A 26,300-nucleotide genomic window follows, 5' to 3' on the forward strand; every position below is an offset into this window, starting at 1 on the left:
AACTGTACCAGGTCGCTTTCTCAATCCGCCCCGCAAGGTGATCCGTAACACACCCGCCGGGCTTCACGCAGTAAGCGTTCAGTATCGAGTCGAAGTAGCAGGCCTGCTCACGCAGGCACTGAATGCGTAGGGCTGCCCGCGAATATCGAAACCATAACAACGGTTCGCGGGAGGGAAATATCGTCAAACAGCATGGCGTCGCGCCGGGGCATCACAAGAACCTCCCGGCCGCTGCAAGTGCGAAACAGGGGCGACTGACTGATGTATATTATCGTTGATGATCGCGAGAGCGTCACGAACAGCTACGTAGGAGGGCTCGTTCGCGAGGGTGTATCGTCGATCGGCTTCTCCTCCGGAGAATTCTGGGACTGGCTGCAATCCGCGAACGAATCGGACCTGGCGGCGGTCGATGCCTTCCTTCTGGGGGACTGCGATGCCCGCGGAAGCTTGCCACGGGCGATGCGTAAGCGGTCCACGGCTCCGATCATCGCCATGAGCGGCCAGAAGATGCTCAAGAACACGCTGGAGCTGTTTGAATCCGGCGTGGACGACGTGGTTCACGTGCCGATTCATCTGCGTGAGATCCTCGCCCGAACGGCCGCGATCGCCCGCCGCCGGGTGGGCGAGCTGCCGAGGCCCTGCGAGACCAGGATCCAGGTCTTCTTCAACGGACGTGACCCCGAGATCGCGGGCCACGCCCTCACCCTGCCCCGCCGCGAGCTGCGCATTCTCGAGTATATGGTCAGCAATCACGGCAAGTGGATCACCAAGACGCAGATCTTCAACGCGGTCTACGGCATCTTCGAATCCACGTTCGATGAGAGCGTGATCGAAAGCCACGTCAGCAAGCTGCGCAAGAAGCTGCGTGACCGGCTCGGTTTCGACGCGATCGTGGCACGGCGCTATGTCGGATACCGGCTCAACATCCCTGCCAGCGAGGCCATCGACGAGCCGATGCAGGAGCTCGACGAGGTCGGCATCCTTCTGAACCGGGCACACGCTGCCCCGGCGGCGTACCAGCCCGGCAACTGACGCGCCACAGCGCCGCTCAAAAACGACCATCGGCCTCTGCGGGACACCCGCAGAGGCCGATTTGTATTCAGCGACAGAAACGTCATTACGCCGGTGCAGCCTCGCGGCCCGGCGCGTTACGGCTTCTGCTGGAATTCTTCCTTGGAGACGTAGTTGAAGTCCTCGACCAGCACGTCCTGGACGATGTCGGCCTGCATCCGCTCGTTGACGCGCTGCTTGATCGCGGTGGTAAGGACGGAGAGGTCGTAGCGGGCGAGCTTCCTGAAATCGAGCTTGTCGTCAGCGTAGATTCTGCGGAAGGCCTCGTCCACAACGAACGGCTCGGGCGGAACAGTGAGCTGATGCATGGTTCGCGCCTCGACCGTGTAGACGAAGCGCGCGACGATGTAGCCCTGCACGGCGCCGCTCTCGACCATGGGTATGCTCAGCGCCCGGGTCTTCTGGTATTGCAGCCCGTCGAGATATTCGTCCTTCGCGGGCAGCAGGGTGCCGTTTTCCTTCCAATAGGCCACGCCGTAGCTTGTGCCCGCGGTGAGGATGCATACCCAGAGCCCGGCCAGCACCAGTTTGATCATTTTCCGTCCCGCGCTGCGCGACCGGTGTAGGTGCCGTCCGACTCGGCGTCCTTGATCGCCCTGACGATGATGGTCGCGACCTCACGCACGGCGTCGTAATGCATTTCGAGGAGCGAACGGTTTCGCTCGAGCTTCTCGCGCAGCCGCTGGATCTCGTCGGTGATCTCGGTCTCACCGCCGAGATGCATCCGCGCCCGCATCAGGCGGACGAATTCCAGCATGCTTCGGCTCTTGCGCATGCTGAAATCGTCGAAATCGACCTTCTGTCCCGTCGCGAGCGCGACGGTTTCTTCCTCGACGATGGTCTCGAGCCGGCGAATCGCCGATAGCAGGCCACTGACCTCCTCGGACCGCGTCGCCTCCAATCTTGCCGCTTCAGCGTCGTCGAACGGCATGTCGCCGCCGACATTCGGCAGGAGCACGGGCAACAGAGCATCGCCCTGCAGTGCCCCCGTCATCACCTCGGAGGCCAAGACCTGCCGTTCCAAGACCTGCCGTTCCAAGACCTGCCGTTCAATGCCCGGTTGCTCCATCACTGGAAGTGTCGCGCCTTGTTCCACCTGCATAGCAAATTCACCCTTCAACTTTCGTCACCCATGTCCCAGATCCATCAGCCCGACTTGCCCGTCACATCCGGACCAGCCGGATGCGCGGACGCGAGCTGCTTGGCAATTCCGATGCCCTTGCCCTTCGCAAGCTGGGCGCCAAGCTGCTCGGCCAGCATCGATTTCCAGACGCCGCCGGCGGTGCCCTTGCCGAACACCTCCTCCGACTCCTTCGGCAGCATCGTCTCGACGAAGGTCTGGAGGATGAATGCCTCGAACTTGCGATAGACCTCGTCCGGGCCGGGCTTCTTGATCACCTGCACCGGCGGCCCGTTCACCACCCCGGACTGCGCTTCCGCCACCTTTGCGGCGGATTGATCGGCCGCTGCCGCGGCCGCCTTGCTGGCCTCGGCGTCCATCGTCGCGGCGAAATCTGCGCCCGACGATTTCAGCGCGTCGAGCTTCGCGGTCGCGGTGCGCTGCGCCACCGGATCGGCGGCGTCGAGGACGTCGAGGACGAGGTCGGGTGTCGCCGTCACGATCATGTCTTGTTCCGGCTAGCTGGCCGCGGCGTCAAATCGCGCACGGCGGCGTGAGTCTCCGTCATATCCTCGAGCGAGCGCTTCTCGGCGTCGCGCAGCTTTTCGGCCAGCGCTACCTTGGCGACCTCCTCGAGCTGTTTCACGCGCCGGCTCTCCGAACGGATCTTGTCGAGCTGCATCGCGGCACGCTCCTGCACGGCGCGCGCGCCGACGGTCGTCCTGTTGAGGCGCCTCGCAAGCGACTCGCTCGAGGACCCGGCCGGCGGTTTCCCCTCGTTCAGAGTCCCGACCAGCCACGCCTGCTCATCCTGCATGGTCTGCTCCTGCTGCCGCAATTGCACGAGCTGCCATTCGGACAGGCGGAGCTGAAGCTTCACCAGCGCGACGATCCGACCGAGCTTGTCCGCGCGCGAGGTCATGGTCCGTCATCCCGCCAGCCATGTCGACATGCCGAGCATGAATTGCGTCAGCATTTCGTCGCTGGTGAGGTAGAGCAGCAGGAGACCGCCAACCAGGACGAACGGCACCGAGACGAAATAGACCGCGATCGAGGGCGTCAGCTTGTTGATGAGGCCAACCGAAAAATTGACGATGACGGAATAGACGATGAAGGGGCTGGTGATCCGCAGCGTCAGCACGAATGCGTCCGTAAGGCGGCTCGTCAGCTGGTTCAGCGCCATCTCGCCGCTCAGCTTCTCGCCGGGATGCCAGACGTCGTAGGAGTTCATCAATCCGCGCAGGACCTGCCAATGCTGGTCGGTCAGGAAAAACAGCGTGGTGACCGCGGCCATGATCAGCGGCACCGAGGCCGGCGTCGGATCGTTGTCGCCGATCGGCACGCCCGGGATGTTGCTGAGCCCGATCGCGCTCGCCATGACGGTGGACATGGTCTGGAGCGCGAGGAAGAACACGCGCCCGCCGAGACCGATGACGCTGCCGACCAGGATTTCGGTGCCGATCAGCAGCGCGAGCGTCAGCGGGGACGCATCGTCCACGAGCGGCTTCAGGACCGAGACCAGAATTGGCGACAGTGCGAACGTCGTAACAAGCGCGACGAACAGGCGGATCTGCGGCGGAACGTTCGTGCTGGAATAGCCGGGCACCAGCATCAGGCAGGAGCCGATGCGGCAGAACACGATGAACGTGGCGAGCACGTTGTCGGTAAGGCCGCTGATCACGAGATGGCTCCGAGCGCCCGGATCTCGGCGCTGCGAGCGACCTCGACATGCGACAGGATCGGCAATGTCGGGAACACCCGTTCCAGGATCATGCGAACATAGGGGCGCGCCTCCGGGGTCACCGCCAGCACCACGCTGGTGCCGTCCTCGGTGAATTTCCGGATCGCGGTACTGGCTTCGGTCGCGAACTGTTCGATCAGCCGCGGGTCGGCGTCGAACTCGACGACGTCGCCCTTGCCATCGCGCTTCAGGCTCTGGTGGAAGGCGAGATCCCAGCGGTTGCCGAGGCGAAGGACGTTGAGCACGCCATTGTCGGAGAGATCGCCGCAGATCTGCTGAGCCAGACGCATGCGCACGTGCTCGGCCACCTGCTCAGACCGCCGCACGTGAGGCGCGATCTCGGCGATCGCCTCGAGGATCAGATGAAGATTCCGGATCGATACCCGCTCACCCAGCAGGATCTTCAGGATCGCCAGCAGGCCCGAATAGGAGATCTGCGACGGACAGAGATCGTCGACCAGGCGCTTGTACTCCGGCTCGAGCCGGTCAAGCAGTCCGCGCATGTCCTTGTAGGACAGCAGCTGGGAGAGGTTCGCCCTGAGCACCTCGCTCAGATGGGTGAGCAGCACCGACAGATTGTCCACCGGCTTGCAGCCCTGCCGCCTGACCTCGTCGGTGAAGGCTTCGGTCACCCACAGCGCCTTCATGCCGAACGCGGGCTCGATCACCTCGTCGCCGGGCACATCAGGCTTGCCGTCCTTGTCCACCAGCACCATCACCTCGCCGATCCTGAGCTCGCCATGGGCGACGCGGGTATCGTGGATCCGGATCTGATAGCCCTTGGGATCGATCGACAAATTGTCCGACAGCTTGATCTCGGGAACGACGAAGCCGTACTGCTTGGCAAACTTCTTGCGGATCTTGCTGACGCGGTGGGCAAGCTCGTTGCGCGAGCCGAGCAGGTGGACCGACAGATGGCTGCCCAGCGACAGCTCGATCTCGGCGGTCTTGAGCGACTCCTTGACGGATTCCTTGGCATCGCTCTGCGCACGCTCTTCCGCCTTGCGCGTCGCCTCCTTCTGCTGCGCGGCCGCCTGCCGCTTCGGCAGCGAGTAGCCGACGAAGGCCATGACGCCGCCCAGGAGCACGAATGGCGCCATCGGCAGCCCCGGCATCAAGGCGAGCACGAACATCATCAACGACGCCGCCGACACCGCACGCGGGTAGCCGCCGAGCTGCCGGAGCACTGCCTGCTCCGCCGAGCCCCTGGTGCCGCCCTTGGAGACCAGCAGGCCCGCCGACAGCGACACGATCAGTGCCGGCATCTGTGTGACCAGACCGTCGCCGACGGAGAGTTTTGTGTAGACGTCGGCAGCGCGCGACAGCGTCAGACCGTGATGAGTGACGCCGATGACGATGCCGCCGAAAATGTTGATCGCGGTGATGATCAGGCCGGCGATGGCATCGCCGCGGACGAATTTCGAGGCACCGTCCATCGCGCCGAAGAAGGAGCTTTCCTCTTCGAGCTCGCGGCGTCGACGCTGGGCTTCCTTGTCGTCGATCAGGCCAGCCGACAGGTCCGCGTCGATCGCCATCTGCTTGCCCGGGATGGCGTCCAGGGTGAAGCGGGCGCCGACCTCCGCGATGCGGGTCGCGCCCTTGGTGATCACGACAAAATTCACCGTGACCAGGATCGCAAAGATGATCAGGCCGATGACGAAGTCGCCGCCCATGACAAACTTCGAGAAGCCGGCGACGACGTGGCCGGCGGCGGTTTCGCCCTCCCCGCCGCGCGACAGGATCAGGCGGGTCGTCGCGACGTTCAGCGCCAGCCGCAGGATCGTCGCGATCAGTAGCACGGTCGGAAACGCAGAGAAGTCGAGCGGCCGCTGAATCCACAGCGCGACCATCAGAATCAGGGCCGACAGCGCGATCGAGAAGGCAAGGCCAAGGTCGATCAGGATCGGAGGTATCGGCAGGAACAGGATCGTGAGCATGGCCACGATACCGCCCGCGAAAAAGGCGTCCGCGCCGAAGCGTCGCGGGTTCGGCAGGCTAGCAGCTAGAGTATCGGCCATAGGTCACCGGCAGCAGGGTCCGCCCTGCAATTTGCCCCGCAAAGCTTACGCGAGGGTGGTGGCCGGAGCGTTCCGCTGATCAGAAGCCGTGCTCGATCCGCGAATAGACCATCTCGGTGAAGGTAGAGATATGCGCGCCGATGAAGGAGCCGGAGACGGCCACGACCACCAGGATGACGACGATCTTCGGAACGAAGGTCAGCGTCGCCTCCTGGATCTGGGTCAGCGCCTGGATCAGCGCGATACCGATGCCGACCAGCATCCCTGCGCCGACCGCGGGTCCGCAGGCGACAAGGATGGTCCAGATCGCCGCCTGGACGATGTCGAGGGCGTCCCGCTCGTTCATGGCTAGCTGATGGTAAGGCCGGGGCCGACCGCGACCTTGGTGCCGTCATCGAGGGTCGCGACCGAGCCATTGCTGTTGATGGAGATCGACGCGACCTTGCCGGTGAAGGTCGCTCCGGTCGAGTCGGTGAAGCTGACGTTCTTCCCGATCAGCCCGTCCGCCTGCGACAGCGCCTGCGAGGACAGTAGCGAGTCCAGCTTCGTATTGGTCTGCATCGCCTGCTCGACCGACGACAGCTGGGCGAACTGGCTCATATATTGTGACGTATCCATCGGATTGGTCGGATCCTGGTTCTTCATCTCGGCGATGAGGAGCTGGAGGAACGTGTTGTAGTCGACGGTGTTGCTCGATTTCGTCGTGGTGGACGACGTCGAATTGGTGCTTGTGGTATCGGTCGCGCTGGGGACGTTCATGTGCCTCTCCGCTGTCAGGCAGCCTTGAATGGAGATTCGGTGGTGGCGCCGGCGAGGATCGCCTGCTCCAGGGGAAACAGCGCCCGGATCCGTTTGAGCGCCTCGAAGTAGCGGGTCCCGCCGACCATCTCGTCGATCGCGGAGAGCCCGTCCAGCATCTCGCGGTTCTCGCACACAGCCAGCAGGGCCGCGTGGTGCTGCCCATAAAGCGAAGCGGCGGCGGCGATATCGGTCGGGTTCATCAGCATGAGCTGGACGATGAAATAGAGCTGGCGCATCGCCGTGGTGGCGTCGGAGGCCTGCATGACCTGCCCCTCGAGCAGGAACATCACGTCGTTGACGAGCTCGAGCGAGACCTTGCGGTCCACGCGCAGCACCGCGCCGTTGATGTAGACCCGTTCGCCCGCCCGCAAGGAAATCTTCATTAAAGCGCGTCTCGGATCATGCGGTTGATTTCGACGAGCTGCATCACGTCGTTCGATCGCTCTTCGCGAAGGCGATCGGCTTCCTTGACGACCCACAGGCCAATCGAGATGATGTCGGCGCGCAGCTGTTCAGGCAGTCCGTTCTCCGGATGCGCGAGATCCTCGATGAAGATCGTCCACAGCCGCCGGACGTAGAGCAGGCTCTGGACCTGATCCTCCGTGCTGTAGTGTTCGTTCTGGAGCCGCTCCAGCCGGTCGATGCCGAGGCTGAGCGCCTGGCGCTCGCGCCCCCGCGCCTCGTAGCCGCTGTCTTCAACGACCGTTTCGTAGGCTTCAAAAGTCATCCGGACAACTCTGCGCAGAAAATTGCAAGAAACTACAAGAAACTAAGAGCGAACGCGACCGCCGCTCGGGCTCAGAGATAGTTGATGAGGCTGATCTTCTGAAGCTGCGAGGTGAGCGCGAGCGCCGTCTGGATCTGGGTCTGCAGCGCATTGACGCGCACCGATGCCTCCGTCGGATCGACCTTCTCCATGCCGACGATCTGATTGTTCAGAATGTCCTTCTGGGCATTGAGCTTGTCGGTGGCCGTGGTGAGCCGCTGTTGGACCACGCCGACGTTGCCGCCGAGCGTGGCGAGGTCAGTGATGGCGCTGCCGACAAGGCCGATGGCCTTGTCCACGACGGTCTGGAACGTCGTTTGGTCCAGGTTGATGTTCCCGAGATCGGACATCATGGTATAGGCCTCGGCAAGCTTGCGGAAGCCAGTCTGGTTGGCGCTGACGGACGTATCAACGATCTCGGTCGTGGAGATACGACTTTGCATGACCTGATCAGTGGCCGATGACCAGTTGGTGTTCCAGGCCGGGCTCGCGAACTCGGCATCGAAAGTGGTGTTGAGGAAAGTCTGCATTTGAGCGGGGGTAATGCTGCTCACGCTGGGCGAGGATTGCGAGAAGCCGAAGGTCGAAAGGAAATCGGCGTCGACTTGGTTCTTGCTGGCCGAGCCGGCGGTGTAGGCCGTGATCGGCTGGTTCTGCGTGTTGATGCCCGAGAACAGATAGGAACCGTTATAGGAGACATTCAGCGCGCCGATCAGGTCCTGGAGGTTGGCGGACGCAGGCGGCAGGACGATCCGGCCGCCGCCATCGGTGCTGCGGGCCGCGATCAGGTCCTTGAGGAAGTCCGATGCAGTCGAGCCGAGCTCGGTCATCCGGTTCTGGGTCACGTCCAGGCGTCCCGCGACGAGCCCGTTGGTATCGATGAGCTGACCGGCGAAGTTCCAGTCCGCCCGCAGGGTGACGTCGCCGCCCGTCGTAGCACCGAGCTCGAGGCCGACATCGGCGAAGCGGCCGGTGGTCGCCTCGGTCGACGCCTTGCTCAGCGCAGCCTGGTTGTTCGTGATCGAATACCTCAATGACGAGGACAACATCAGGGTGGAAATGTAGTTGGCGCTCATCATGACTAGTTCCCCACGGCGGCTAGCAAGGCTTGCAACATTTGATCAACCGTCGAAATGATCTTCGACGAGGCCGAATAGGTACGCTCGACCTGAAGCATCAACGACATCTCGTCGTCCATGTTGACGCCGTTGACGTTCGACAACGCGGTCGTGCTGCGGTCAAGCAACGTGCTCTGGTACTGGGAGTTGTCGTTGGCGGTCTTGCGTTGGTTTTCGATCCAGCTCGTCGACGACGCCGCGAAGTCGATCAGGCTGCCATTCGGCTTGCCCTGCGTGGTCGCATCGAACGGCTGCGACGCATCCATGTTGCTGATGAGCTGCTGAAGCCGGGTCGAATAGCCGCCGCTGCCGGCGGTGTTATACCGGTAGGCGACGTTGCCGCTGATCGCGCCGTCGCGCAGCAGGTTCGGGTTGCCGCCCTGCGCCGGATCGACCGATGCGGCAACCGAGATCGTGCCCGCCAGCCCCACCGAAACGGTTGCGCTTGCCGGCATCGTCGGCGCACCGGGATAGGTGAAGAGACCGGGAACGTCGAGCAGCCCCGCGCCCGATTGGTCGCTTTCCTTGAAGGCATTGATCAGGCCGCGGGCGACTTCGTCGAGCTGACTCTGATAGGTGACCGTGTCGTTGTCGCGCAATTGGGCGAGACCGGCGAGCTTGCCGGACTTGATCGGCATCACCGAATTGGCGCCGGTCACAGGCACACCGTCGATATAGATCGCGTTGCCGGTGGTGCCCGGCGTGTAGGCGCCAGTCGGCGTAAAACTTACCGTCCGCGCCACCTTATCGAACAGCACCCCGCCATTGTCGGTGTAGAGCGCGGCGTCGCCGTTGGTGCGGATCGACATCGTGACGCCGACCTCCTGCGACAGCTTCGAGACGATGCTGTCGCGCTGGTCGAGATAATCGGTCACGTCGTCGCCGGCGATCGTCCCCTTCACGACCGCCGTATTGACGGTCTGGAACTGGGAGAGCAGCTGGTTGATGTTCTGGACCGAAATATTCATGTCGGCATCCGCGCTCTCGCGGACCGACTGCACGGTCTGGGTTGCCTGGTTGAGCGCGCTCGCCATGTCCTTGGCGGACGTGACGGCGGCCTGTGCCAGCGTGGCATTATCCGGGGCGTTGGCATATTGCTGAAGCGCTTGCTTCAGCGCATTGAGCTGCGCCGTCGGCGACTGATCGAGCTGCGGATCGTCCACCGTGGCAGACGCGATCTTTTGAAGACCGTCATAGATCGCGCTCTGCGTGGCGGCCGCAGAGGTCGCAGTCAGAACGTTGCTGTACAGGCCGGAGGAGGCGGCGCGCTGGATTGCAGCCACATAGACGCCGGCGCCGGGAAGATTGTCCAGCACCGTGATCTTGCGCGAATAGCCGGTCGAACTGGCGCCGGCGATGTTGCGCGAGACGGTCGATGACTGGACGCCCGACGCCATGAGCGAATTGCGGGCGGAGTCGAGGGCTGAGGTAAGGGACATAGCGTGCTCTTGGCGTGCTCTTGAACGTTCTCTTGCCCGGGATCGGCGCCGAGGGACTCAGCGCTTCAGGTTGACGACGACATCCAGCAGGTCGGCGCCGGTCTGGAACGATTTCGAGTTCGCGGTGAAGCCGCGCTGTGCCTCGATCATCGAGGTCAGCTCGTCCGCGAGATCGACGTTGGAGTCCTCGAGCGCGCCGGACTGGATCGTGCCCAACCCGCCACTTCCGGCATTCGCGACATTCGCGTTCCCGGAATTGAGATTGGTCGAATAGACGTTCCCCGCTTCGGGCGTGAGATTGTCGGGGCTCTCAACGTTGGCAAGCCCGATGGTGAAGAGGTTCAACGTTTGACCGTTCTTCAGCACGGCGGTCACGAACCCCCCGGTGTCGACGTTGACCTTGTCAATGCCGGAGGGAACGCTGCCATTGACGTTGGCCTTGAAGTCGAAGCTCGAGGCTACCTGCGTCATGGCCGACATGTCGATTGTGAGGCTCGTACCGTTGGGGACGGGCACCGTCAGCGAGCTTGGGCCGGTGATCTTGCCCTTTCCGGCTGCCGTTGTATCGAAGTTGAATGTGCCAAGACCACCCGCAAGCGGGGTGCCCGCAGCCGAATCATAGACCTGGATCTGCCAGGTGTCCGTACCGGCAACTGAACCGGTCTTCGCCATATAGACGTCGAGCGTCTTGGCATTTCCGATGTTGTCGTAAGCCACGATCGAACTCTTCGACGAATACGATGTCGGCCCCGGCGGCAGGGACGCAGGCGGCACGATGGCCGCGCTGGGATCCAGATTGCCCGTCACTGTCGCTAGTGTCGAGGGCACAGGCACCTGCGATACCTGAGCGATGTTTACGATCTGCATTCCAGACAGGCTGTTCTGCGAGAAATTGGGTACGCGGCCGGACTTGCCCAGAAGATAGTAGCCGGCCGCATTGACGAGGTTGCCCTGGCTGTCCGGCACGAACGAGCCGGCACGCGTCAGGAATTGTTGCGAATTGGCGGCATTCGAAACCACGAAGAAGCCATTCCCCTGAACGGCAAGGTCGGTCGTCGACGTGGTGAATTGCGTATGTCCGGCATCGGAGATGGCGTAGCGAACGTCGGTCTCAACGGCGCCGGAATCGTAATTGCCGGAGCCGCTCTTCAGGATCAGCGAGGAGAATTCGGTCGAAGCCCGCTTGTAGCCGGTGGTGTTGACGTTGGCGATGTTGTCGGAAACCGTCGACAGCTTGTTGGACTGCGCAGACATACCGGAAACGCCGGTGCGCATAACACCATACAGGCTCATGAATTTGGCTCCTTCGGTGAGTTGTGTTTACAATGGGGGGTCTTGCTTGCGCGGGGCTGATGGTCAGCGACGATGCACAACTTCATGCGAGGCATCGCCATTTCACGTCGTTGATTCATGTTGTTTTGGGTTGGCAGAACGAACGCGCCTTGTCGGTCCACGCGCCGAAGCCGCTGGAGACAAGATGCGCAACGATGTGGCAGACATAGCGCTTCTGCGCCGGTTGATTGTTGGGGCCTGCGTTGTAGCGGGCGACTGCCATGGTCCAGCTTCCCTCGCGTTGCTTCAGCTCCTTGAGGAAGCGCGCGGCGTAGTCGACGTTCTTGGCAGGATCGAACATCGCCCGCACCGACGTGAACTTGTCACCGTGAAAATAATGGTTGATTTGCATACAGCCGAGATCGATCAGTTTGATGCCTTTGCTACGCATCGCTTCGAAATTCGCCATCGCGTCATCCATGTCCCTGGCGAACACGGTCTGCCCTTCCGCGCCGAGCGCATAAGGATAGAGCGCGCCGCGCCGGCCGGTCTCGGTGAGGCCTACGGCATAGAGAATGCCGAGCGGAATCCCGTGCTGCTGCGAGGCGCGCGCCATCTCGCGCTCGCAGGGGCGCGCACTGTCGGTCGCCGCCGCGGCGGCGCCGGTGCTACAGATAAACAGGGCCGCGACGAGTATGCGGCGCCACGTCCTGGTCATGGCGTGCCTCCTGGTTGGGCTGCTGATCCTGCCGGGCTTGCCTGGCTCCGCCGTCCGACTGACCGGACGACGTGCCCGCGTCGCTGAACGCGCCTTGCGACTGGGATGATTGCTGTTGCTGGCCCGCGAGCTGCGACTGTGACTGGCCGGATCCGGCCTGGAATCCGTCGAGTGAGCCGTGCTGCACGGGCGCGACGTCGGCCACGTAGCCCGCCGACTGCATCAGGTCGCGAATCTGGTCGCGCTGCTGGTCCAGCATCGTGCTGGTGTCCTTGCGTTGGGCAGCGAGCTGAACCGACACCTCGTTGCCGACGAGACGAAGGCGCATGGTGACATTGCCGAGATCCGGCGGCTCGAGATTGACGGTGAGGATCCTGAGCGGCTGATCCGGTGTATTGTTCTGGCCGCCCACGAGATCGGCGGCGGCGGATGCGGCCGACGCAGGCGAGCCCTTCAGCTCCGACACCACGGCGTTTGCGACCTGCTGGGTCGCGCTGAACTGCGGCACGGGAGGCAGATGCGTCTCCTGCTGAACCACCGTGACCTTGGTTGTTTCCGGCAAGGCATCGCGGCCTGCGGACTTTGCGGCGCGCTCGACATTCGCCGTGACGGCTTCGAACCCGGATGTGGCGGCGGGCATGGCTTTCGGTTGCACGTCGCTTTCCTCCGGCATCGCCTGCCGGGTCGCCGCCGTCGTGGAGCGCGCGACGGCCGATGACGCTGCAGCAGATCGCGCGACATCTGCCGTCGCCGCCTTTGCGTCGGTGATGCCTTGAACTTCGCGCTTCGCTGTGGAGGGTCGTTCGTCGCGGGCCGAGGTGTCCTTCTTGTCATTCGACGGCTGCGGCGTCTGCATCGTCACGACTTGCGCGGCGGCGAGTTCCTGCCCCACAATCGTCGGAACGCTCAGTCTGCTCGGGACGTCAGCCTTCGGCGTTTGATCGACCGGGTCTTTCTTGGCCGACTTCGGCTCCTCGGAGCGCTGGTGCACCAGCTCGTCCTTCGGCGTATCGGGCTCGGCCAGCTGAGCCAGACGCGGGCGTACCGAAGCAGCCTTTGCGGTGGTGTCGCTGCCCTGATCGTCCAGCGCCCGCTTGGCCATGTTCGAGACCGTGTGGAGCAGATCGTGAAACGATGAATCGTCCGCCGATTTTGCACCCGTCGTCGGCGTGCCTTTCGCTGAGCGGGACACCCCACGCGTAAGCGTTTCCGCGAGGCCTGCAAAAAGCTGTCCGGAAGTTCCGCTAAGCTTGGTCATGGACGGCGATCCTTGATGAGAAGCTCCAGTTCGCCGAGCTGCGTCTGGGCGCGCGCGAGCATTGCGTTCGACGACGCCAGATCGATCCGCGCCGGCGTGGGCGGCGGCTTGTCGGCCGACATGGCAGCAGTTGAACCTGCAATCGGCTTACGGACGTCGAGCGCGAGCTGGAGGGTTGCATTGAGGAGCAGGACGTCGCGCTCCGCCAACTTCGCCCGGTCGATCGCCTTCAGCTCGGCAAAGCCGCCGTCATATTCGTCGGTGAGCGCGCGGGATGCGCCGCGGTAGAAATGGGCACGCTCGCGATCGGGCGTGGCATCGGCGCTGAGCGTCAGCGCGCGCTCGCCTGCGAGCCGGGTGACAGTGAGTTTGCCGCGAACCAGCGCGCCGCGTGCGATCACCAGATAGAGCTTGAGGCGGCTGGCGCGGTCGACCTGTTCCAGCAGCGCTGCGACCCGCGCAAAACGGCGATCATCCAGCGCAAGACTCGATTGCGTCAGGCCCGTGGAGAAGCGCTGCCAGAAATCGCCGGCATAGACCGACTTGCGGTAGTGGCGGATATAGGCCAGCGTCAGGAACTCGAACTTGTCGAAATCCTCGGCTTGCCCGACCAGCAGGATCTCGCGCCGCAGCGCCGCCTCCTCGACCAGCGTGCCCGGCAGCAGCAGGCGCGCGTCGTCGAGCCGCTCGATCGCGAGCGAGGCTTCCGAACGTGCGAACAACGCGCCCTGAACCAGTGCGACCTGCCCGCCCATGCCGGACGAGATCGTGCGCGGCTTGACGTCCTTGAGCAGATCCCTCGCCTCGTCCTGCCGGCCTTCGACATAAGCGAGCGCGCCGTCGAACAGCCGCGAATCCACATTGATCTTGTCGCGCGGCAGCTTGCGGACGATCTGCGGCGCGCCGCCGCTGAGCAGATAGATCACGACCGCCTGGCCGTTCTGCGGATTGCTCCACACGCTCGCGTCGGCGGCGAGAAACTTTTCGCCGATCTGCCGGATCAGCGCGATGTGGCTGGCGTGCGCCGCGGTGTCGCCATTGGCGATGCCGTCCTGCACCGCCTGCAGCGCGCGGACGAGCTCGAACGGCTCGCCGGACGGCGCTGCCGGTTCAGCAGAAACGCGTGTCGCCACGAGCGACAGCACCATCAGCATCACGGCGCGGAGCAGCGGCCTGGTCAAGGGCGCTTCTCCCGGATCAGGATCTCGATCCGTCGGTTTTGCGCGGCCGCCGGATCGTTCTGGATTTTCGGCCGGCGGTCGGCATAGCCTTCGACATGCTCGATCCGCTGCGCATCGATGCCGGAGCGAACCAGCATGTAGTAAGCCATCTGCGCGCGCGCCGTGGACAGCCGCCAATTGTCGTAGTTATCCGACTTGTAGGGCCGATTGTCGGTATGACCGCGAACGATGATCATGCCGCGGCGCTTCGCGATCAGCGGGCCGATCTTGTCGATGACGCGAACGAGCTCGGGCCGCGGCTCCGCCGATCCGACCGCGAACATGCCGAAGCTCGCATCGTCGGTCAGGCTGACCAACAAGCCCTCCTCGACCTGACGGACCTCGGCCACCGGTCCGGCGCCGGCCTTGATATCCGACAGGGCATCGGCGATCGCAGACTGAAGCTGCTTGACCGTCGGCTGCTGGGTCTGGGCCGCGTCACGCGGCTCGGCGTCCTTCGAGGCGTCGGTCGGACGTGCCTGCGGCGCGGCGTTGGCCTGAAGGTTGGCCTGCGTGTTCGGCTGAACGATGCCGTCGCGGGCAGACGATGATGGCGCCGGTCCCGGCGGCAACAATGGCGACTGGCTCGCGGACGACGCCGGCGCGTCGGGCGCCACGCTGCCGCCGGCATCATCGGTCCTGCCGCGGCGCGGCTCGCCCTGATTTGTGCCGGCCGAATTGTCGCGCGCGGAGTCGTTCGGCTTCGGCTCGCCATCCATGATCCTGTCGGCTTCCTTCGAAGCCTCGGGCGCGAGCTTCCAATAGCCGGGATCGAACGGGTCGCGATAGGCGTCACCGCCCTTGAGGCCATCCTCTTCGGCCGACGTCAGCGCACCGGCGCGCCGCTGGCCCGAGGCCTGGTTCGAGCTCGCCGCGATTTCGGCGAGCGTTGCGTAGGGATCGCGGAACAGAACCTTCTCTTCGTAGAACGGCGGCTTCTCGGCCGTCGGCGAGTCGCCGCGGCGCTCCTCGTTCGGCCCGGACGGCTGGCGCTTGCCATCCTGCCCCTCGAACGTCGTCGGCTCCTTCTTGGTGAGATCCTTCAATCCCTTCGGCGCAGGTGCGTTCTCCGCGAGCTTGATCGGGTTGAAATAGCTCGCGACCACCTGCTTCTGGTCCTGGTTCAGCGCATTGAGCAGCCACATCACCAGGAAGAACGCCATCATCGCGGTCATGAAGTCCGCGTAGGCGATCTTCCAAACGCCACCGTGCGCCTTCTCGTCTTCGAAAGCGCTCCGCCGGCGGATAATGACGAGCTCGTGCTTGACCTCTTCCATGGTGAAGCTACCGGCGCGCCTCGTTCAGCCGATCCATCCAGGTCGAGATCTGCGTCTCGATCTTGGTCTGATCGGCGAGGACGCGAACCTCGACGGTGTCGGCGGACTGGTATTCGACGCCAGAGCGGCCGGCCAGATTGAGTTGCGTTCTGACGAGGTCGATGAGCTCGCTGGGTCCGGTGACGCGGAACGCCGGCACCGGGGAATTCGAGGTCAGGGCAGAGATCTGCTCGACCAGGGATCCGATCGCCTTGTCGCGGACCGCATCGGCGAGGAACGGCAGCAAAATCCGCGCGACCGAGCTTGCAATGTTGCTCTCGATCTCGCGGCAGGCCGCGTCAAAACCGTTGACGATCGCGACCGCCTGCTGGTCGGACCATTTGGCCCGCTCCTCGCCGAGCCGGATCGCGCTGCGGACACGCTCTTCGGCGAGCTTGGCTTCGCCTTCCGCAAGGCCTGCGGTATGGCCGCGCCGATAGGCGTCTTCGAGCAGATTGACCGGCGCGGCCTCCGGCGTGGGCGCCGGAGGCGCCTGAAGTTGGGGCTGCGCCTGCGCCTGACGCTGCGGTTGAGGCTGCGACTGCGATTGAGGCTCGCGCCGGACTTCCTTTCTCGTCAGAACGTCCTGGATCTTCGGCGGCGGAGGCGGCGGCGACTTGGCCCGGCCGTTCGCGTCGAATTGCGTCAGGAGTTTTCCGATTGCCGCGTTCATGCCGCCTCCTCGCGTCGCATCCAGTCTTTAAGGATTGCTGCCGCCTGCATCTGATCGAGGCGAACGATCTGCTCCAGCCGCTTCTGCGGCGTACGCTGCATCTTGCCTTCGAGGTCCTCGACAAGGTTGAGCTCGGGATCCTGGCTGTCGGCCAATGCGAGGGCCGAAGCAGCCTCGAGCTCGGCGGCCTCGGCCGCCTCGGTCTGCTCCTGCGCGGCGCGATGGGTCAGAATGCCGTTGACCGCGGGTCGAAGCCCGAACCAGACCAGCATCGAAGCGACGGCCAGGATCGTCACCGCGTTGATGACGCTGCCGAGCTGCTTGTTCATCATCTCGACGAAGCTGATCGGCGGCACCGGCGCGAGCTCGCGCGAGCCCTCCACGAAGTCGACCGCAGTCACCTGAATCTGGTCGCCGCGCGCCTTGTCCAGTCCGCCTGCGGTCGCTGCGAGCTGGCTGATCTCGGCGAGCTTGCTGTCGACGATGGCCTGGTTGGTCTTGTCGCCGAGATCGGCGACGAGCCGCGTGCGATTGACCAGGACGGCGATGAAGAGTTTCTTGACCGAATAACCGTCGCTGACCGTCGTCGTGGTCTTGGACGAGACCTCGAAATTGGTAACGTCCTCGCGGCGCGTCTTGTCCTCGCTCGAGTTCTTGGTGCCGCCGGCATTGACCTGCTGGTCCGGCAGGTTCTGCTGGACGGTCGTTGGCGTCGATCGATCGGCGTTCGACGATTTTTCGTTTTCGCGGACATTGCGGACCGAACGCTCGGCGCGGGTCTCGGGATCGTAGACCGTCTCGTTGATCTGGCGTTTGTCGGTAGAGAGCTGCGGCGCGACGCTGACCTCGAAATTGTCCAGGCCGAGATAGGGTGTCAGCGCTTTGCGAATGTTCTCCTGCACCATTCCGCCGACTGTCTTCTGGAGGCTCGCCATCTTGGTCGGCGCGGCGCTGGCCTCGTCCTCCTCGGCCAGCAGCATCGAGCCGTCGGCATCAAGCACGGTGACCTTGTCGCGCGTCATGCCGGGAATCGCGGCCGCGACGAGGTGGCGGATCGACTGCGCCGTGCGAGCCTCGATCGCACCGTCAGTGCGCAGCACGACCGACGCGGAGGGCGGCTGCTGCGTCGCACGGAACGAGCCGCGCACCGGCATCACGATGTGCACCCTGGCCGCCTTGACGCCCTTCATCAGCTGAACGGTACGCGCGATCTCGCCCTCGAGTGCGCGAAGCTTCGTGACCTCCTGCATGAACGAGGTCAATCCGAGCGATCCGATCTTGTCGAACAGCTCGTAGCCGGCATTTGCGCTGGTGGGCAACCCCTTCTCGGCCAGCAGCATCCGGGCCTGCGCAGTCTGGCTCGGCCGCACCGAGACGGCATCGCCGGCCGCGCTGATGTCGAAGGTGATGCTCTGCTCGCGCAGCGCGGCGCCGATGCGCGTCACGTCTTCGCGGTTGAGGCCGGTATAGAGCGTCTCGAATTCGGGCCGGCTCAGATAATAGGCGCCCCCGACCACGGTAACGAGGACCGCGAAGCCGATCAGTCCCAAGGCCATCAGACGTCGCGGCCCAAGTTCCAGCAGATTGTTGAGCAGCTGCTGTAGCTGCGCGCGACTGAGCATATGACCTCGTACCAATGCTAACGGTGAGGACATTCCGCTGTCAACCTTGTCTGAAGGTTGCGCGAACACGCGAATGTGTCGCTTCGCAGGCGAGGCGTTGCAATTTTAGAAGAGCTTTGAGCGACGCAGGCAGGTCGATGGCAACAGACGGACGATCGAACGCGTTACCGCGCGATCGGCTCCAGCGTATTGCACAGGTCTGGCGTCGAGAGGTCGATTGCGGGCACGTCATGTGCCGTTACTTCCGCCGGTTACGGCGAGGCCGTGCTCCCTTGGGAGCACGGTCGTTTTTCGACTGGAGCTTACTTGAACAGCGAGAGGATGCTCTGGCTGTTCTGGTTGGCGATCGAGAGCGCCTGAACGCCGAGCTGCTGCTGGGTCTGGAGCGCCTGAAGGCGGGTGGATTCCGCGTTCATGTCGGCGTCCACGAGCTGACCGACGCCGCGGGTCACCGAGTCCATCAAGGTCTTGACGAAGTCCGTGTTGGTCGCGAGGCGGTTCTTGACGGCGCCGAGGTTGGCAGCGGCAGAAGCCACCGAGTTGAGCGCAGCGGTGACCTGCGTGATGTAGCCGCTGAGCGTGGTCTGGTCAGCCGCCGAGTCGGTCAGCGTGGTGATGTTGATCGTGTCGACCGACGCACCGGCGCTCACCGTGTCCAGGATGCCGCTGGTGCCCGACGTATAGAGCGAGTAGTTGGAGATCGTCAGGGTGATGGAGCCGATGGTCGGCGTGCCACCGACGCGGGAGAACGACGACACCAGGTCGAAGGTCGCCGGCGTGGCCGTCGTCGTGCTCAGCCAGTTGACGCCGTTGAAGGTCGCCGCAGCGGCGGTGCCTTTCATCTGCTGCTGGATCTGGGTGATGTCGGCCTGGATCTTGGTACGGTCGATACCCGCGGTCTTGGCTTCGACCAGCAGTGCCTGGAGCTTGGTCAGGCCGCCGGTGTTGTCACCGACAACCGCGGTGAGAGCGGTATATTCGGTATCGACGGTCGCAGCCGACAGGCCGAGCGAGTCGGAGACGGCGGAGAGCGCGGCGTTGTCGGCACGCATCGAGGTCGCGATCGACCAATAGGCGGCATTGTCCGAAGCGGTGGCCACGCGCTGGCCGGTCGAGATGCGGTTTTCGGTGGTCTGTAGGCTGGAGCTGACGTTGCGCAGCGTCTGCAGCGCGGTCATGGCTGCGGAATTGGTGAGCAGGCTAGAACTCATGTTTGACGTCCCCTTGAAAACGAATTGAATTTTTTGGGACATACCGGGCTTGCACCGGTACGACAGGACGGCATCATGCCTTTGGGCTGCGAAAAAGCGCGCTCAACCTGTCGTAACGGCGGCGATAGCACGCGAAGTTTGCGCGAGGCTTATGGCTCTGTGGCCGGACCGCAATTCGAGGCGCGGTATCGCGCCTTTGACGTCCGAACACGCACGCCAAAATGAAAGGGCCGCGCTTCTCGCGAAGCGCGGCCCCTCAGATGTTCTTCAGCCTTAGCGGAACAGCGAGAGGATGCTCTGGCTGTTCTGGTTGGCGATCGAGAGCGCCTGAACGCCGAGCTGCTGCTGGGTCTGGAGCGCCTGAAGGCGGGTGGATTCCGCGTTCATGTCGGCGTCGACGAGCTGACCGACACCACGATTCACCGAGTCCATCAAGGTCTTGACGAAGTCGGTGTTGGTCGAGATGCGGTTCTTGACGGCGCCGAGGTTGGCAGCGGCAGAAGCCACCGAGTTGATCGCAGCGGTGACCTGCGTGATGTAGCCGCTGAGCGTGGTCTGGTCAGCCGCCGAGTCGGTCAGCGAGGTAATGTCGATCGTGTCGACCGACGCACCGGCGCTCACCGTGTCCAGGATGCCGCTGGTGCCCGACGTATAGAGCGAGTAGTTGGAGATCGTCAGGGTGATGGAGCCGATGGTCGGCGTGCCACCGACGCGGGAGAACGACGACACCAGGTCGAAGGTCGCGGGCGTGGCCGTCGTCGTGCTCAGCCAGTTGACGCCGTTGAAGGTCGCCGCAGCGGCGGTGCCTTTCATCTGCTGCTGGATCTGGGTGACGTCGGCCTGGATCTTGGCGCGGTCGATACCCGCGGTCTTGGCTTCGACCAGCAGCGCCTGGAGCTTGGTCAGGCCGCCGGTGTTGTCACCGACAACCGCGGTGAGAGCGGTATATTCGGTATCGACGGTCGCAGCCGACAGGCCGAGCGAGTCGGAGACGGCGGAGAGCGCGGCGTTGTCGGCACGCATCGAGGTCGCGATCGACCAATAGGCGGCATTGTCCGAAGCCGTGGCCACGCGCTGGCCGGTCGAGATCCGGTTTTCAGTCGTCTGCAAGTTCATGCTGACGTTGCGGAGGGTCTGCAGCGCGGTCATGGCTGCGGAGTTGGTGAGAAGGCTAGAACCCATTTTAATGTCCCTTTGAAGATTGAGTTGATTTGGGGACATACCGGACTTGCACCGGTACGACAGGGCGGCGTCATGCCTTTGGGCTGCGGAAAAGCGGTTAAGGCCCAACCTGTCGTAGCGGCGACCCTAGCCCGCGAAGCTTGTGCGAGGCTTGTGGCTCTGTGTCCTGGCTGCAACAGGGCAGGCGGAATTGCGGCGTAGGCCGGACGCCAGGTCAAACGAAAGGGCCGCGCTTCTCGCGAAGCGCGGCCCCTCAGATGTTCTTCAGCCTTAGCGGAACAGCGAGAGGATGCTCTGGCTGCTGCTGTTGGCGATCGAAAGCGCCTGAACGCCGAGCTGCTGCTGGACCTGGAGGGCCGACAAGCGGGTGGACTCCTGGTTCATGTCGGCGTCGACGAGCTGGCCGATACCGCGGCTCACCGAGTCCATCAGCGACTTCACGAAGTCCGTGTTGGTCGAGATACGGTTCTTGACGGCGCCGAGGTTGGCGGCGGCGGAAGCCACCGAGTTGATCGCTCCGGTGACCTGTGCGATGTAGCCATCGAGCGTGGTCTGGTCAGCCGCCGAGTCGGTCAGCGAGGTGATGTCGATCGTGTTGACCGATGCACCGCCGCTCACCGTGTCCAGGATGCCGCTGGTGGACGACGTATAGAGCGAGTAGTTGGCAACGGTCAGGCCGATGGAGCCGGTGGTCGGCGTGCCGCCAACGCGGGAATACGACGACACCAGGTTGACCGTCGTCGGCGTGGCCGTCGTCGTGCTGAGCCAGTTCACGCCGTTGAAGGTCGCCGCATCAGCGGTACCCTTCATCTGCTGCTGGATCTGGGTGACGTCAGCCTGGATCTTGGCGCGGTCGATACCGGCGGTCTTCGCTTCGACCAGCAGCGACTGCAGCTTGGTCAAGCCGCCGGTGCTGTCGCCAACAACCGAGGTCAGAGCGGTGTACTCGGTGTCGACGGTCGCGGCCGACAGACCGAGCGAGTCGGAGACCGCGGAGAGCGCGGCGTTGTCGGCACGCATCGACGTCGCGATCGACCAGTAGGCGGCGTTGTCCGAAGCGGTCGAGACGCGCTGGCCGGTGGAGATGCGGGTCTGCGTGGTGGCGAGTTGGGAGCTCACAGACCGCAGGGTCTGGAGGGCGGTCATAGCGGTCGAGTTCGTAAGCAGGCTTGACATTGCGAATGTCCCTTTATGTACGCGTTACATTTTCACGAGGGGACATACCGGGCTTTCACCGGTACGGAGGGGCGGCATCATGCCTTTGGACTGGGGTCCAACCCGCCGTGCCGCATTGCTAGCACGCCGAATCTTGCCTCCGGATTAAGACGAGCTTGAATTTCGCTGTAAAATCATATGGTTAACATTACTCTTTGCTAACCTTAACCAATCGTTAGGTGAATGATCGCTCTTACGAAAACGATCGCACCAGTCCGGAGGCGAGCAGGTTCCAGCCGTCGATCAGCACGAAGAACAGCACCTTGAACGGCAGCGCGAGGATCGATGGCGGCATCATCATCATACCCATCGACATGGTCAGCGTCGCCACGATCATGTCGATGACGAGGAATGGCAGGATGATGAGGAAGCCGATCTCGAACGAACGCCGGAGCTCGGAGATCATGAAAGCCGGGATGATGACGCGCATGTCGATGCGCTTGTCGTCGAACTTCCTGCGGAAACTTTCCGCGGCGAGCGACTCGAATGTCTGCAGGTCCTTGTCGCGGACATGTGCCAGCATGAATTCGCGGAACGGATCGCTGATCTTGAGATAAGCCTCCTCCTCCGAGATCTCGTTCTTCATCAGCGGCTGCACGCCGGTTTCCCAGGCGCGGTCGAAGGTCGGCGCCATGACGTAGAAGGTCATGAACATGGCGAGGCTGATCAGCACGAGATTCGGAGGCGTCGTCTGAAGGCCGAGGCCGGCGCGCAGGAACGAGAGCGCGACGGCGAAGCGCGTGAAGCTCGTCACCATGATGAGCAGCCCAGGTGCGACGGACAGCACCGTCAGCAGCGCCATGAGCTGGATGATGCGGCCGCTGGTCGAGCCGTTGCCCGGCGGCAGCAGCGAATTGAGGTCCGGGATCTGGGCGAACGCCACCTCGGGCAGCACGACCAGCAACAACGCAAGCAGCAGGACTCTCAATTTCACTGGATCACCAACGTCTCAATGATCAATTCGCGGACTTTGCCGGACGAGCGGATGCTGGCGCGTTCGGACAGGTCGTCGCGCAGATGCTGCAGCCCGCGCGTGCCTTCGAACTGCGTGACCGAGGCGGACCGCAAGTAAGTGACGATATCTTCGCTGATATGGGCGGCCAGGATGCCGGCATCCTCGTCGCTCATGCTGTCGGTCACCATGGAGGCTTCGACCCGGGCCCAGTTGTTCGCCGGCGCCGCGAGATTGGTCACGATCGGGGACAGCTTCCTGAGCCGCGCGCTGCCGGCGTAGCTCGACGCGACCGGCGGCGGGGTGGCGCCCTTCTTTGCGTCGGCGACGCGTTCGGCGGTGGCGATCAGGTGCAGGCCCGCAAGCGCGCCCGCGCCGATCGCGACCAGGGTCAGCACGACGATCGCGGCGATCAGGCGCATGACGCCCCCCGTTCCCACGACGCGCGAGCCTTAGAACGGTGCCACGGCGTCATAGATCCGGTGCCCCCATCCAGGTTGTTGCACGTCAGACAGATTTCCGCGACCGCCATAGGACACGCGCGCCTCGGCGATCTTCTCGTAGGAGATCGTGTTGGTTCGCGAAATATCGCGCGGACGCACGATACCGCCGACATTGAGCACGCGCAGCTCCGTGTTGATACCAAACTCCTGCGATCCGCTGATCATCATATTTCCGTTCGGCAACACGTCGGTGACGACGGCTGCAATGGAAAGCTTGATGTCCTCGGAGCGATCGATCTGGCCGTTGCCCTTGATCTGGGTATTGGTGTTGAGGTTGGCGTTGGCTTGACCCTTGTCCTGCCATCCTGCGACGTCCATCAGCCAGTTCAGCCCGAACTGGATCTGCGAATCGCGCGAGCGGCCGGTTTTGTTGTCGAGCTTGGCCTTGTCCTGCATCGAGATGATCACCGTCACGACGTCGCCGGTGCGCCGGGCGCGGGGATCGCGGTAGAGATCGGTGCCGTCATCCCAGGTCGAGCGATAGCTGACGGGCGTGCGCATGCGCGGCGTCACCGGGATCGGATCGGCTGGCGTCCTCAGGCCGCTGCCCACGGGCGACAGTTTCGGGCCAGTCAGAAGTTCTGCCGGATCATGTGAGCATCCGCCAAGAAGCACGAGCGACAGGATGAGGATCAGCGTCTTCATTTACTTGGTCTTCCGTCATCCACGCGACGCATTCCACCGAGCAGGTCGGCGAGATGTGCTGCGCGCCCGGTCTCCATCTCGTTGAAAATTGCGCTCGAACTCCTCGGGCTGAGCTTTGCCAGCACCGCGGCGGCCGTCTCGTCCGCCATGCCGGCGATCTGGGTGGCGGCAGCGTCCGGCTTCATGCGCGAGTAGATCTCGACGACGCTCGCTTCCGCTTTCTTCAGGAAGTCGTCGCGCAGCGCCATCCACTTCTCGTATTCGGCGCGCTTGGCCTCGACTTCGGCGATCCGCTCCCGCAGCAGGCTCTCGGCCTTCTCCAGCTCCTTCAGTTGCCAGGCGAGCCTGGCGTCGACGGCGGGATCGGCCACGTTGCTGCAGAACAGCGCAACTTCGTTATCCCCGGGCGCGGCAGCTTGAGCCGGCGCCGGCTTCGGCGGCGCCGTAACGCTGCCGGACTTCGCCGGACGCGCCGGCGCAGGTGCGGGGCTAGGTGCCGGCGGAGGAACCTCGGTCGGAACCGCTCCTGTGATCGCGGGACCCGAATCTTCGGCCGCCCAGGCGGTTGCCCGTGAATTATCGCCCGGAACTGGCGTGGCCGGCGCCTGCGGCTTTTGCGGCCCGGGCGCGCGCGCACGCGCGAACGAGAGCAGATTGAGCGGCTTCGACGGCTTCGGCTCATCCAGCGCCAGCGCGGGCGAAGCGCCTGCGAGCGCGAACATCGCCGCCAGGAGAAGAAGTTGCGCTATGTGATCCAGCTTCAGCATCGGGTCGCGTGCGATTCTCGGTCGAGACCAGAGCATTGAGCGACCAAGCTTGCACGACGCTTATGCATCATTGCACGATGACTTCAGCCTGCAGCGCGCCGGCCGTCTTGATCGCCTGGAGGATCGCGATGATGCCGGACGGCTTCAGTCCGATCTGGTTCAGCCCGCGCACGAGGCGCTGGAGATCGACACCGCTCAGGATCGCAACCTGCGATCCGGCCTCGTTGGCCTCGACTATGGTCTGCGGCACCACGACGGTCTGGCCTTGCGAGAACGGCGCCGGCTGCGACACCACGGGCAGCTCGGTGACACGGACCGTCAGATTGCCGTGGGTGACGGCGACGGTGGAGATACGCACGTCGCGTCCGATCACCACCGTGCCGGTGCGTTCGTTGATCACCACCCGCGCCGGCGTGTCGGGCTCGACGGTGAGCTCGCCGATCTCGGCGAGAAAGCGGACCGGGCCGACGTAGCGCGGCTTGGAGAGCACAATGGTCCGGTAGTCGCGCTCGAAGGCGATCTGGGCGCGATAGCGGCCGCCCGCATAGCGATTGACGGCGTCCAGGATTCGCGTCGCGGTGACGAAGTCGGGGTTCTTCAGCTCGAGTACCAGATATTCCATCTCGTGGAGGCTGCCCTGCACCTCTCGCTCGACCAGCGCGCCGTTCGGAATGCGGCCCGCCGTCGGCGTGCCCTGACTGACGTTCTGGGCCTGGCCTCCGACGCTGTAACCGGCGACCGTGACCGCACCTTGTGCCACTGCGTAGACTGCACCGTCGGCCGCGCGCAGCGACGTCATCACCAGCGTGCCGCCGAGCAGCGACGTCGCATCTCCCAGCGACGACACCGTGACGTCCATCCGCTCGCCGGGTCCGATCGACGGCTGCAAGTCCGCGGTCACCATCACGGCGGCGACGTTGCGCGTGCGCAGTGTGGTCGGCCGCGACGAGTTGTTCGTGCTGGTCGTCTCATTCCTGACATTGATGCCCATGTTTTCGAGCATCGACTGCAGCGACTGTTCCGTGAACGGCGCGTTGCGGAGGGTGTCACCGGTGCCGTTGAGACCGATGACGAGGCCGTAGCCCACGATCTGGTTTTCGCGCAGCCCCTTGATGTCCGCGATGTCCTTGATGCGGACGGCGGCCTGGGCGCTGGCGGCGGAAACGATGAGGAGAAGCGCAATCAGGATTCTGATCATGACCCGTCCGCGACCTTGACGGTGCCGTCCGGCTGGACGATGGCCCTGATCATCACGCCCGTGTCGGTGTTTCGCACGGTAATGAGCGAGCCAGGTGCACCGGATTGCATGGCCGCGCCGTAGGTCACGATCGATAGACCGGAGTCCTCGACCACGACCTTGACCATGGCACCGCGGGCGATGGTCCAGGGATCCTCCACCGAATTGGTCGGGATTGGCTGGCCCGGCAGCAGCGCCCGCCGCGCCATGCGGCCGACCAGGACCTGACGCCCTTCGATGAACATGGCAACGCCGAGCACGTTCGGCGCAAAGGTGCGCTCGGTGATCATGTCGTCCTTGATCAGCTCGCCGGCCCGGATCGCTACCGCCGGCACCGGAAGCCGCCGCTCGTCTGCGGCGGCGAGCCGCGCGGAGACGAGAACCAGCAGCGCGGCGGCCAACCCGCGCGCGATCAGACCCACCCAGTTCAACATC

29 protein-coding genes are annotated in these 26,300 nt (G+C 63.9%); 1 reads left to right on the forward strand and 28 read right to left on the reverse strand.

Annotated elements, in window-relative coordinates; translation table 11 throughout:
• The first annotated feature begins 261 nt into the window (after nucleotides 1-261).
• Nucleotides 262-1,032 (forward strand): response regulator transcription factor, encoded by a 771-nt coding sequence (locus tag JJC00_RS30960; protein ID WP_027535948.1) that lies wholly within the window; start codon nucleotides 262-264, stop codon nucleotides 1,030-1,032.
• 116 nt (nucleotides 1,033-1,148) lie between these two features.
• On the opposite strand, the gene JJC00_RS30965 is transcribed toward JJC00_RS30960, so the two are convergent.
• The 28 genes from JJC00_RS30965 to flgA all read right to left on the reverse strand — a co-directional run bounded on the left by JJC00_RS30965 (nucleotide 1,149) and on the right by flgA (nucleotide 26,299).
• Nucleotides 1,149-1,607 carry a hypothetical protein gene (locus JJC00_RS30965; protein ID WP_200469593.1) on the reverse strand — a complete coding sequence of 153 codons (459 nt, stop codon included), beginning with the start codon at nucleotides 1,605-1,607 and terminating at the stop codon, nucleotides 1,149-1,151.
• Nucleotides 1,604-2,173: a flagellar biosynthesis protein FlgN gene (locus tag JJC00_RS30970; RefSeq protein WP_200469594.1), complete on the reverse strand. Its 570-nt coding sequence runs from the start codon at nucleotides 2,171-2,173 to the stop codon at nucleotides 1,604-1,606. Before JJC00_RS30970 ends, JJC00_RS30965 begins: the two co-directional genes overlap by 4 nt.
• A 44-nt stretch (nucleotides 2,174-2,217) precedes the next feature.
• Entirely contained in the window at nucleotides 2,218-2,697 is a 480-nt protein-coding gene (locus tag JJC00_RS30975; RefSeq protein WP_200469595.1) for a rod-binding protein, read from the reverse strand.
• Nucleotides 2,694-3,113 carry a hypothetical protein gene (locus JJC00_RS30980; protein ID WP_200469596.1) on the reverse strand — a complete coding sequence of 140 codons (420 nt, stop codon included), beginning with the start codon at nucleotides 3,111-3,113 and terminating at the stop codon, nucleotides 2,694-2,696. The genes JJC00_RS30975 and JJC00_RS30980 overlap by 4 nt, the downstream gene beginning before the upstream one ends.
• A 6-nt stretch (nucleotides 3,114-3,119) precedes the next feature.
• Complete coding sequence (gene fliR, locus JJC00_RS30985; RefSeq protein ID WP_200469597.1) at nucleotides 3,120-3,872, reverse strand: flagellar biosynthesis protein FliR; 753 nt, start codon at nucleotides 3,870-3,872, stop codon at nucleotides 3,120-3,122.
• Complete coding sequence (gene flhA, locus JJC00_RS30990) at nucleotides 3,869-5,950, reverse strand: flagellar biosynthesis protein FlhA (RefSeq protein ID WP_200469598.1); 2,082 nt, start codon at nucleotides 5,948-5,950, stop codon at nucleotides 3,869-3,871. Before flhA ends, fliR begins: the two co-directional genes overlap by 4 nt.
• A gap of 79 nt (nucleotides 5,951-6,029) precedes the next feature.
• On the reverse strand, nucleotides 6,030-6,296 hold the full coding sequence (gene fliQ / locus JJC00_RS30995) for a flagellar biosynthesis protein FliQ (protein WP_200469599.1): 267 nt from the start codon (nucleotides 6,294-6,296) through the stop codon (nucleotides 6,030-6,032).
• A gap of 2 nt (nucleotides 6,297-6,298) precedes the next feature.
• Nucleotides 6,299-6,709, reverse strand: a complete 411-nt coding sequence (flgD, locus tag JJC00_RS31000) for a flagellar hook assembly protein FlgD (RefSeq protein ID WP_200469600.1) — start codon at nucleotides 6,707-6,709, stop codon at nucleotides 6,299-6,301.
• A gap of 14 nt (nucleotides 6,710-6,723) precedes the next feature.
• Nucleotides 6,724-7,134, reverse strand: a complete 411-nt coding sequence (gene flbT, locus JJC00_RS31005) for a flagellar biosynthesis repressor FlbT (RefSeq protein WP_200469601.1) — start codon at nucleotides 7,132-7,134, stop codon at nucleotides 6,724-6,726.
• Nucleotides 7,134-7,478: a flagellar biosynthesis regulator FlaF gene (gene flaF, locus JJC00_RS31010; RefSeq protein WP_200469602.1), complete on the reverse strand. Its 345-nt coding sequence runs from the start codon at nucleotides 7,476-7,478 to the stop codon at nucleotides 7,134-7,136. Before flaF ends, flbT begins: the two co-directional genes overlap by 1 nt.
• Nucleotides 7,479-7,549: 71 nt before the next feature.
• Nucleotides 7,550-8,596, reverse strand: a complete 1,047-nt coding sequence (locus tag JJC00_RS31015) for a flagellar hook-associated family protein (protein WP_200469603.1) — start codon at nucleotides 8,594-8,596, stop codon at nucleotides 7,550-7,552.
• Nucleotides 8,597-8,598: 2 nt separating this feature from the next.
• A complete protein-coding gene (gene flgK, locus JJC00_RS31020) occupies nucleotides 8,599-10,074 on the reverse strand; it encodes a flagellar hook-associated protein FlgK (protein ID WP_200469604.1) in 1,476 nt (491 codons plus the stop codon).
• 57 nt (nucleotides 10,075-10,131) lie between these two features.
• Nucleotides 10,132-11,367, reverse strand: coding sequence for a flagellar hook protein FlgE (locus JJC00_RS31025; protein ID WP_200469605.1), 1,236 nt, complete (start codon nucleotides 11,365-11,367; stop codon nucleotides 10,132-10,134).
• A gap of 115 nt (nucleotides 11,368-11,482) precedes the next feature.
• Nucleotides 11,483-12,064, reverse strand: a complete 582-nt coding sequence (locus tag JJC00_RS31030) for a transglycosylase SLT domain-containing protein (RefSeq protein ID WP_200469606.1) — start codon at nucleotides 12,062-12,064, stop codon at nucleotides 11,483-11,485.
• The gene (locus tag JJC00_RS31035) at nucleotides 12,015-13,322 is read right to left on the reverse strand and encodes a flagellar hook-length control protein FliK (protein ID WP_200469607.1); all 1,308 of its coding nucleotides are present in this window, start codon (nucleotides 13,320-13,322) and stop codon (nucleotides 12,015-12,017) included. Before JJC00_RS31035 ends, JJC00_RS31030 begins: the two co-directional genes overlap by 50 nt.
• A complete protein-coding gene (locus JJC00_RS31040) occupies nucleotides 13,319-14,503 on the reverse strand; it encodes a chemotaxis protein (RefSeq protein WP_200469608.1) in 1,185 nt (394 codons plus the stop codon). The genes JJC00_RS31035 and JJC00_RS31040 overlap by 4 nt, the downstream gene beginning before the upstream one ends.
• Nucleotides 14,500-15,819 (reverse strand): MotB family protein, encoded by a 1,320-nt coding sequence (locus JJC00_RS31045; protein WP_200469609.1) that lies wholly within the window; start codon nucleotides 15,817-15,819, stop codon nucleotides 14,500-14,502. Before JJC00_RS31045 ends, JJC00_RS31040 begins: the two co-directional genes overlap by 4 nt.
• Before the next feature lie 7 nt (nucleotides 15,820-15,826).
• Nucleotides 15,827-16,531, reverse strand: coding sequence for a hypothetical protein (locus JJC00_RS31050; protein ID WP_200469610.1), 705 nt, complete (start codon nucleotides 16,529-16,531; stop codon nucleotides 15,827-15,829).
• Nucleotides 16,528-18,153, reverse strand: coding sequence for a flagellar basal-body MS-ring/collar protein FliF (gene fliF / locus JJC00_RS31055; protein ID WP_200469611.1), 1,626 nt, complete (start codon nucleotides 18,151-18,153; stop codon nucleotides 16,528-16,530). The genes JJC00_RS31050 and fliF overlap by 4 nt, the downstream gene beginning before the upstream one ends.
• Nucleotides 18,154-18,455: 302 nt before the next feature.
• Nucleotides 18,456-19,364, reverse strand: a complete 909-nt coding sequence (locus JJC00_RS31060; protein WP_200469612.1) for a flagellin — start codon at nucleotides 19,362-19,364, stop codon at nucleotides 18,456-18,458.
• A 273-nt stretch (nucleotides 19,365-19,637) separates the two neighbouring features.
• On the reverse strand, nucleotides 19,638-20,546 hold the full coding sequence (locus JJC00_RS31065) for a flagellin (RefSeq protein WP_200469613.1): 909 nt from the start codon (nucleotides 20,544-20,546) through the stop codon (nucleotides 19,638-19,640).
• Nucleotides 20,547-20,816: 270 nt separating this feature from the next.
• A complete protein-coding gene (locus tag JJC00_RS31070; RefSeq protein ID WP_200469614.1) occupies nucleotides 20,817-21,722 on the reverse strand; it encodes a flagellin in 906 nt (301 codons plus the stop codon).
• A gap of 232 nt (nucleotides 21,723-21,954) precedes the next feature.
• Complete coding sequence (gene fliP, locus JJC00_RS31075) at nucleotides 21,955-22,695, reverse strand: flagellar type III secretion system pore protein FliP (RefSeq protein WP_027535969.1); 741 nt, start codon at nucleotides 22,693-22,695, stop codon at nucleotides 21,955-21,957.
• On the reverse strand, nucleotides 22,692-23,135 hold the full coding sequence (locus JJC00_RS31080; RefSeq protein ID WP_200469615.1) for a flagellar basal body-associated FliL family protein: 444 nt from the start codon (nucleotides 23,133-23,135) through the stop codon (nucleotides 22,692-22,694). The genes fliP and JJC00_RS31080 overlap by 4 nt, the downstream gene beginning before the upstream one ends.
• A 30-nt stretch (nucleotides 23,136-23,165) precedes the next feature.
• Nucleotides 23,166-23,861 (reverse strand): flagellar basal body L-ring protein FlgH, encoded by a 696-nt coding sequence (gene flgH / locus JJC00_RS31085; RefSeq protein ID WP_200469616.1) that lies wholly within the window; start codon nucleotides 23,859-23,861, stop codon nucleotides 23,166-23,168.
• Nucleotides 23,858-24,628, reverse strand: coding sequence for a MotE family protein (locus JJC00_RS31090; RefSeq protein ID WP_200469617.1), 771 nt, complete (start codon nucleotides 24,626-24,628; stop codon nucleotides 23,858-23,860). Before JJC00_RS31090 ends, flgH begins: the two co-directional genes overlap by 4 nt.
• Nucleotides 24,629-24,695: 67 nt before the next feature.
• Entirely contained in the window at nucleotides 24,696-25,826 is a 1,131-nt protein-coding gene (flgI, locus tag JJC00_RS31095; RefSeq protein WP_200469618.1) for a flagellar basal body P-ring protein FlgI, read from the reverse strand.
• Entirely contained in the window at nucleotides 25,823-26,299 is a 477-nt protein-coding gene (gene flgA, locus JJC00_RS31100) for a flagellar basal body P-ring formation chaperone FlgA (protein ID WP_200469619.1), read from the reverse strand. Before flgA ends, flgI begins: the two co-directional genes overlap by 4 nt.
• Between the last annotated feature and the right edge of the window lies 1 nt (nucleotide 26,300).

Origin of the sequence: Bradyrhizobium diazoefficiens (genome assembly GCF_016616885.1) — a bacterium.
Lineage (GTDB): Bacteria > Pseudomonadota > Alphaproteobacteria > Rhizobiales > Xanthobacteraceae > Bradyrhizobium > Bradyrhizobium diazoefficiens_F.

Excerpts from the sequence above, each read along its gene's own strand:
- JJC00_RS30960 (WP_027535948.1), top strand. The coding sequence starts at position 262 with ATGTATATTATCGTTGATGATCGCGAGAGCGTCACGAACAGCTACGTA.
- JJC00_RS30965 (WP_200469593.1), bottom strand. The coding sequence starts at position 1,607 with ATGATCAAACTGGTGCTGGCCGGGCTCTGGGTATGCATCCTCACCGCG.
- JJC00_RS30970 (WP_200469594.1), bottom strand. The coding sequence starts at position 2,173 with ATGCAGGTGGAACAAGGCGCGACACTTCCAGTGATGGAGCAACCGGGC.
- JJC00_RS30975 (WP_200469595.1), bottom strand. The coding sequence starts at position 2,697 with ATGATCGTGACGGCGACACCCGACCTCGTCCTCGACGTCCTCGACGCC.
- JJC00_RS30980 (WP_200469596.1), bottom strand. The coding sequence starts at position 3,113 with ATGACCTCGCGCGCGGACAAGCTCGGTCGGATCGTCGCGCTGGTGAAG.
- flhA (WP_200469598.1), bottom strand. The coding sequence starts at position 5,950 with ATGGCCGATACTCTAGCTGCTAGCCTGCCGAACCCGCGACGCTTCGGC.
- fliQ (WP_200469599.1), bottom strand. The coding sequence starts at position 6,296 with ATGAACGAGCGGGACGCCCTCGACATCGTCCAGGCGGCGATCTGGACC.
- flgD (WP_200469600.1), bottom strand. The coding sequence starts at position 6,709 with ATGAACGTCCCCAGCGCGACCGATACCACAAGCACCAATTCGACGTCG.
- flbT (WP_200469601.1), bottom strand. The coding sequence starts at position 7,134 with ATGAAGATTTCCTTGCGGGCGGGCGAACGGGTCTACATCAACGGCGCG.
- flaF (WP_200469602.1), bottom strand. The coding sequence starts at position 7,478 with ATGACTTTTGAAGCCTACGAAACGGTCGTTGAAGACAGCGGCTACGAG.
- JJC00_RS31015 (WP_200469603.1), bottom strand. The coding sequence starts at position 8,596 with ATGATGAGCGCCAACTACATTTCCACCCTGATGTTGTCCTCGTCATTG.
- flgK (WP_200469604.1), bottom strand. The coding sequence starts at position 10,074 with ATGTCCCTTACCTCAGCCCTCGACTCCGCCCGCAATTCGCTCATGGCG.
- JJC00_RS31025 (WP_200469605.1), bottom strand. The coding sequence starts at position 11,367 with ATGAGCCTGTATGGTGTTATGCGCACCGGCGTTTCCGGTATGTCTGCG.
- JJC00_RS31030 (WP_200469606.1), bottom strand. The coding sequence starts at position 12,064 with ATGACCAGGACGTGGCGCCGCATACTCGTCGCGGCCCTGTTTATCTGT.
- JJC00_RS31035 (WP_200469607.1), bottom strand. The coding sequence starts at position 13,322 with ATGACCAAGCTTAGCGGAACTTCCGGACAGCTTTTTGCAGGCCTCGCG.
- JJC00_RS31045 (WP_200469609.1), bottom strand. The coding sequence starts at position 15,819 with ATGGAAGAGGTCAAGCACGAGCTCGTCATTATCCGCCGGCGGAGCGCT.
- JJC00_RS31050 (WP_200469610.1), bottom strand. The coding sequence starts at position 16,531 with ATGAACGCGGCAATCGGAAAACTCCTGACGCAATTCGACGCGAACGGC.
- fliF (WP_200469611.1), bottom strand. The coding sequence starts at position 18,153 with ATGCTCAGTCGCGCGCAGCTACAGCAGCTGCTCAACAATCTGCTGGAA.
- JJC00_RS31060 (WP_200469612.1), bottom strand. The coding sequence starts at position 19,364 with ATGAGTTCTAGCCTGCTCACCAATTCCGCAGCCATGACCGCGCTGCAG.
- JJC00_RS31065 (WP_200469613.1), bottom strand. The coding sequence starts at position 20,546 with ATGGGTTCTAGCCTTCTCACCAACTCCGCAGCCATGACCGCGCTGCAG.
- JJC00_RS31070 (WP_200469614.1), bottom strand. The coding sequence starts at position 21,722 with ATGTCAAGCCTGCTTACGAACTCGACCGCTATGACCGCCCTCCAGACC.
- JJC00_RS31080 (WP_200469615.1), bottom strand. The coding sequence starts at position 23,135 with ATGCGCCTGATCGCCGCGATCGTCGTGCTGACCCTGGTCGCGATCGGC.
- flgH (WP_200469616.1), bottom strand. The coding sequence starts at position 23,861 with ATGAAGACGCTGATCCTCATCCTGTCGCTCGTGCTTCTTGGCGGATGC.
- JJC00_RS31090 (WP_200469617.1), bottom strand. The coding sequence starts at position 24,628 with ATGCTGAAGCTGGATCACATAGCGCAACTTCTTCTCCTGGCGGCGATG.
- flgI (WP_200469618.1), bottom strand. The coding sequence starts at position 25,826 with ATGATCAGAATCCTGATTGCGCTTCTCCTCATCGTTTCCGCCGCCAGC.
- flgA (WP_200469619.1), bottom strand. The coding sequence starts at position 26,299 with ATGTTGAACTGGGTGGGTCTGATCGCGCGCGGGTTGGCCGCCGCGCTG.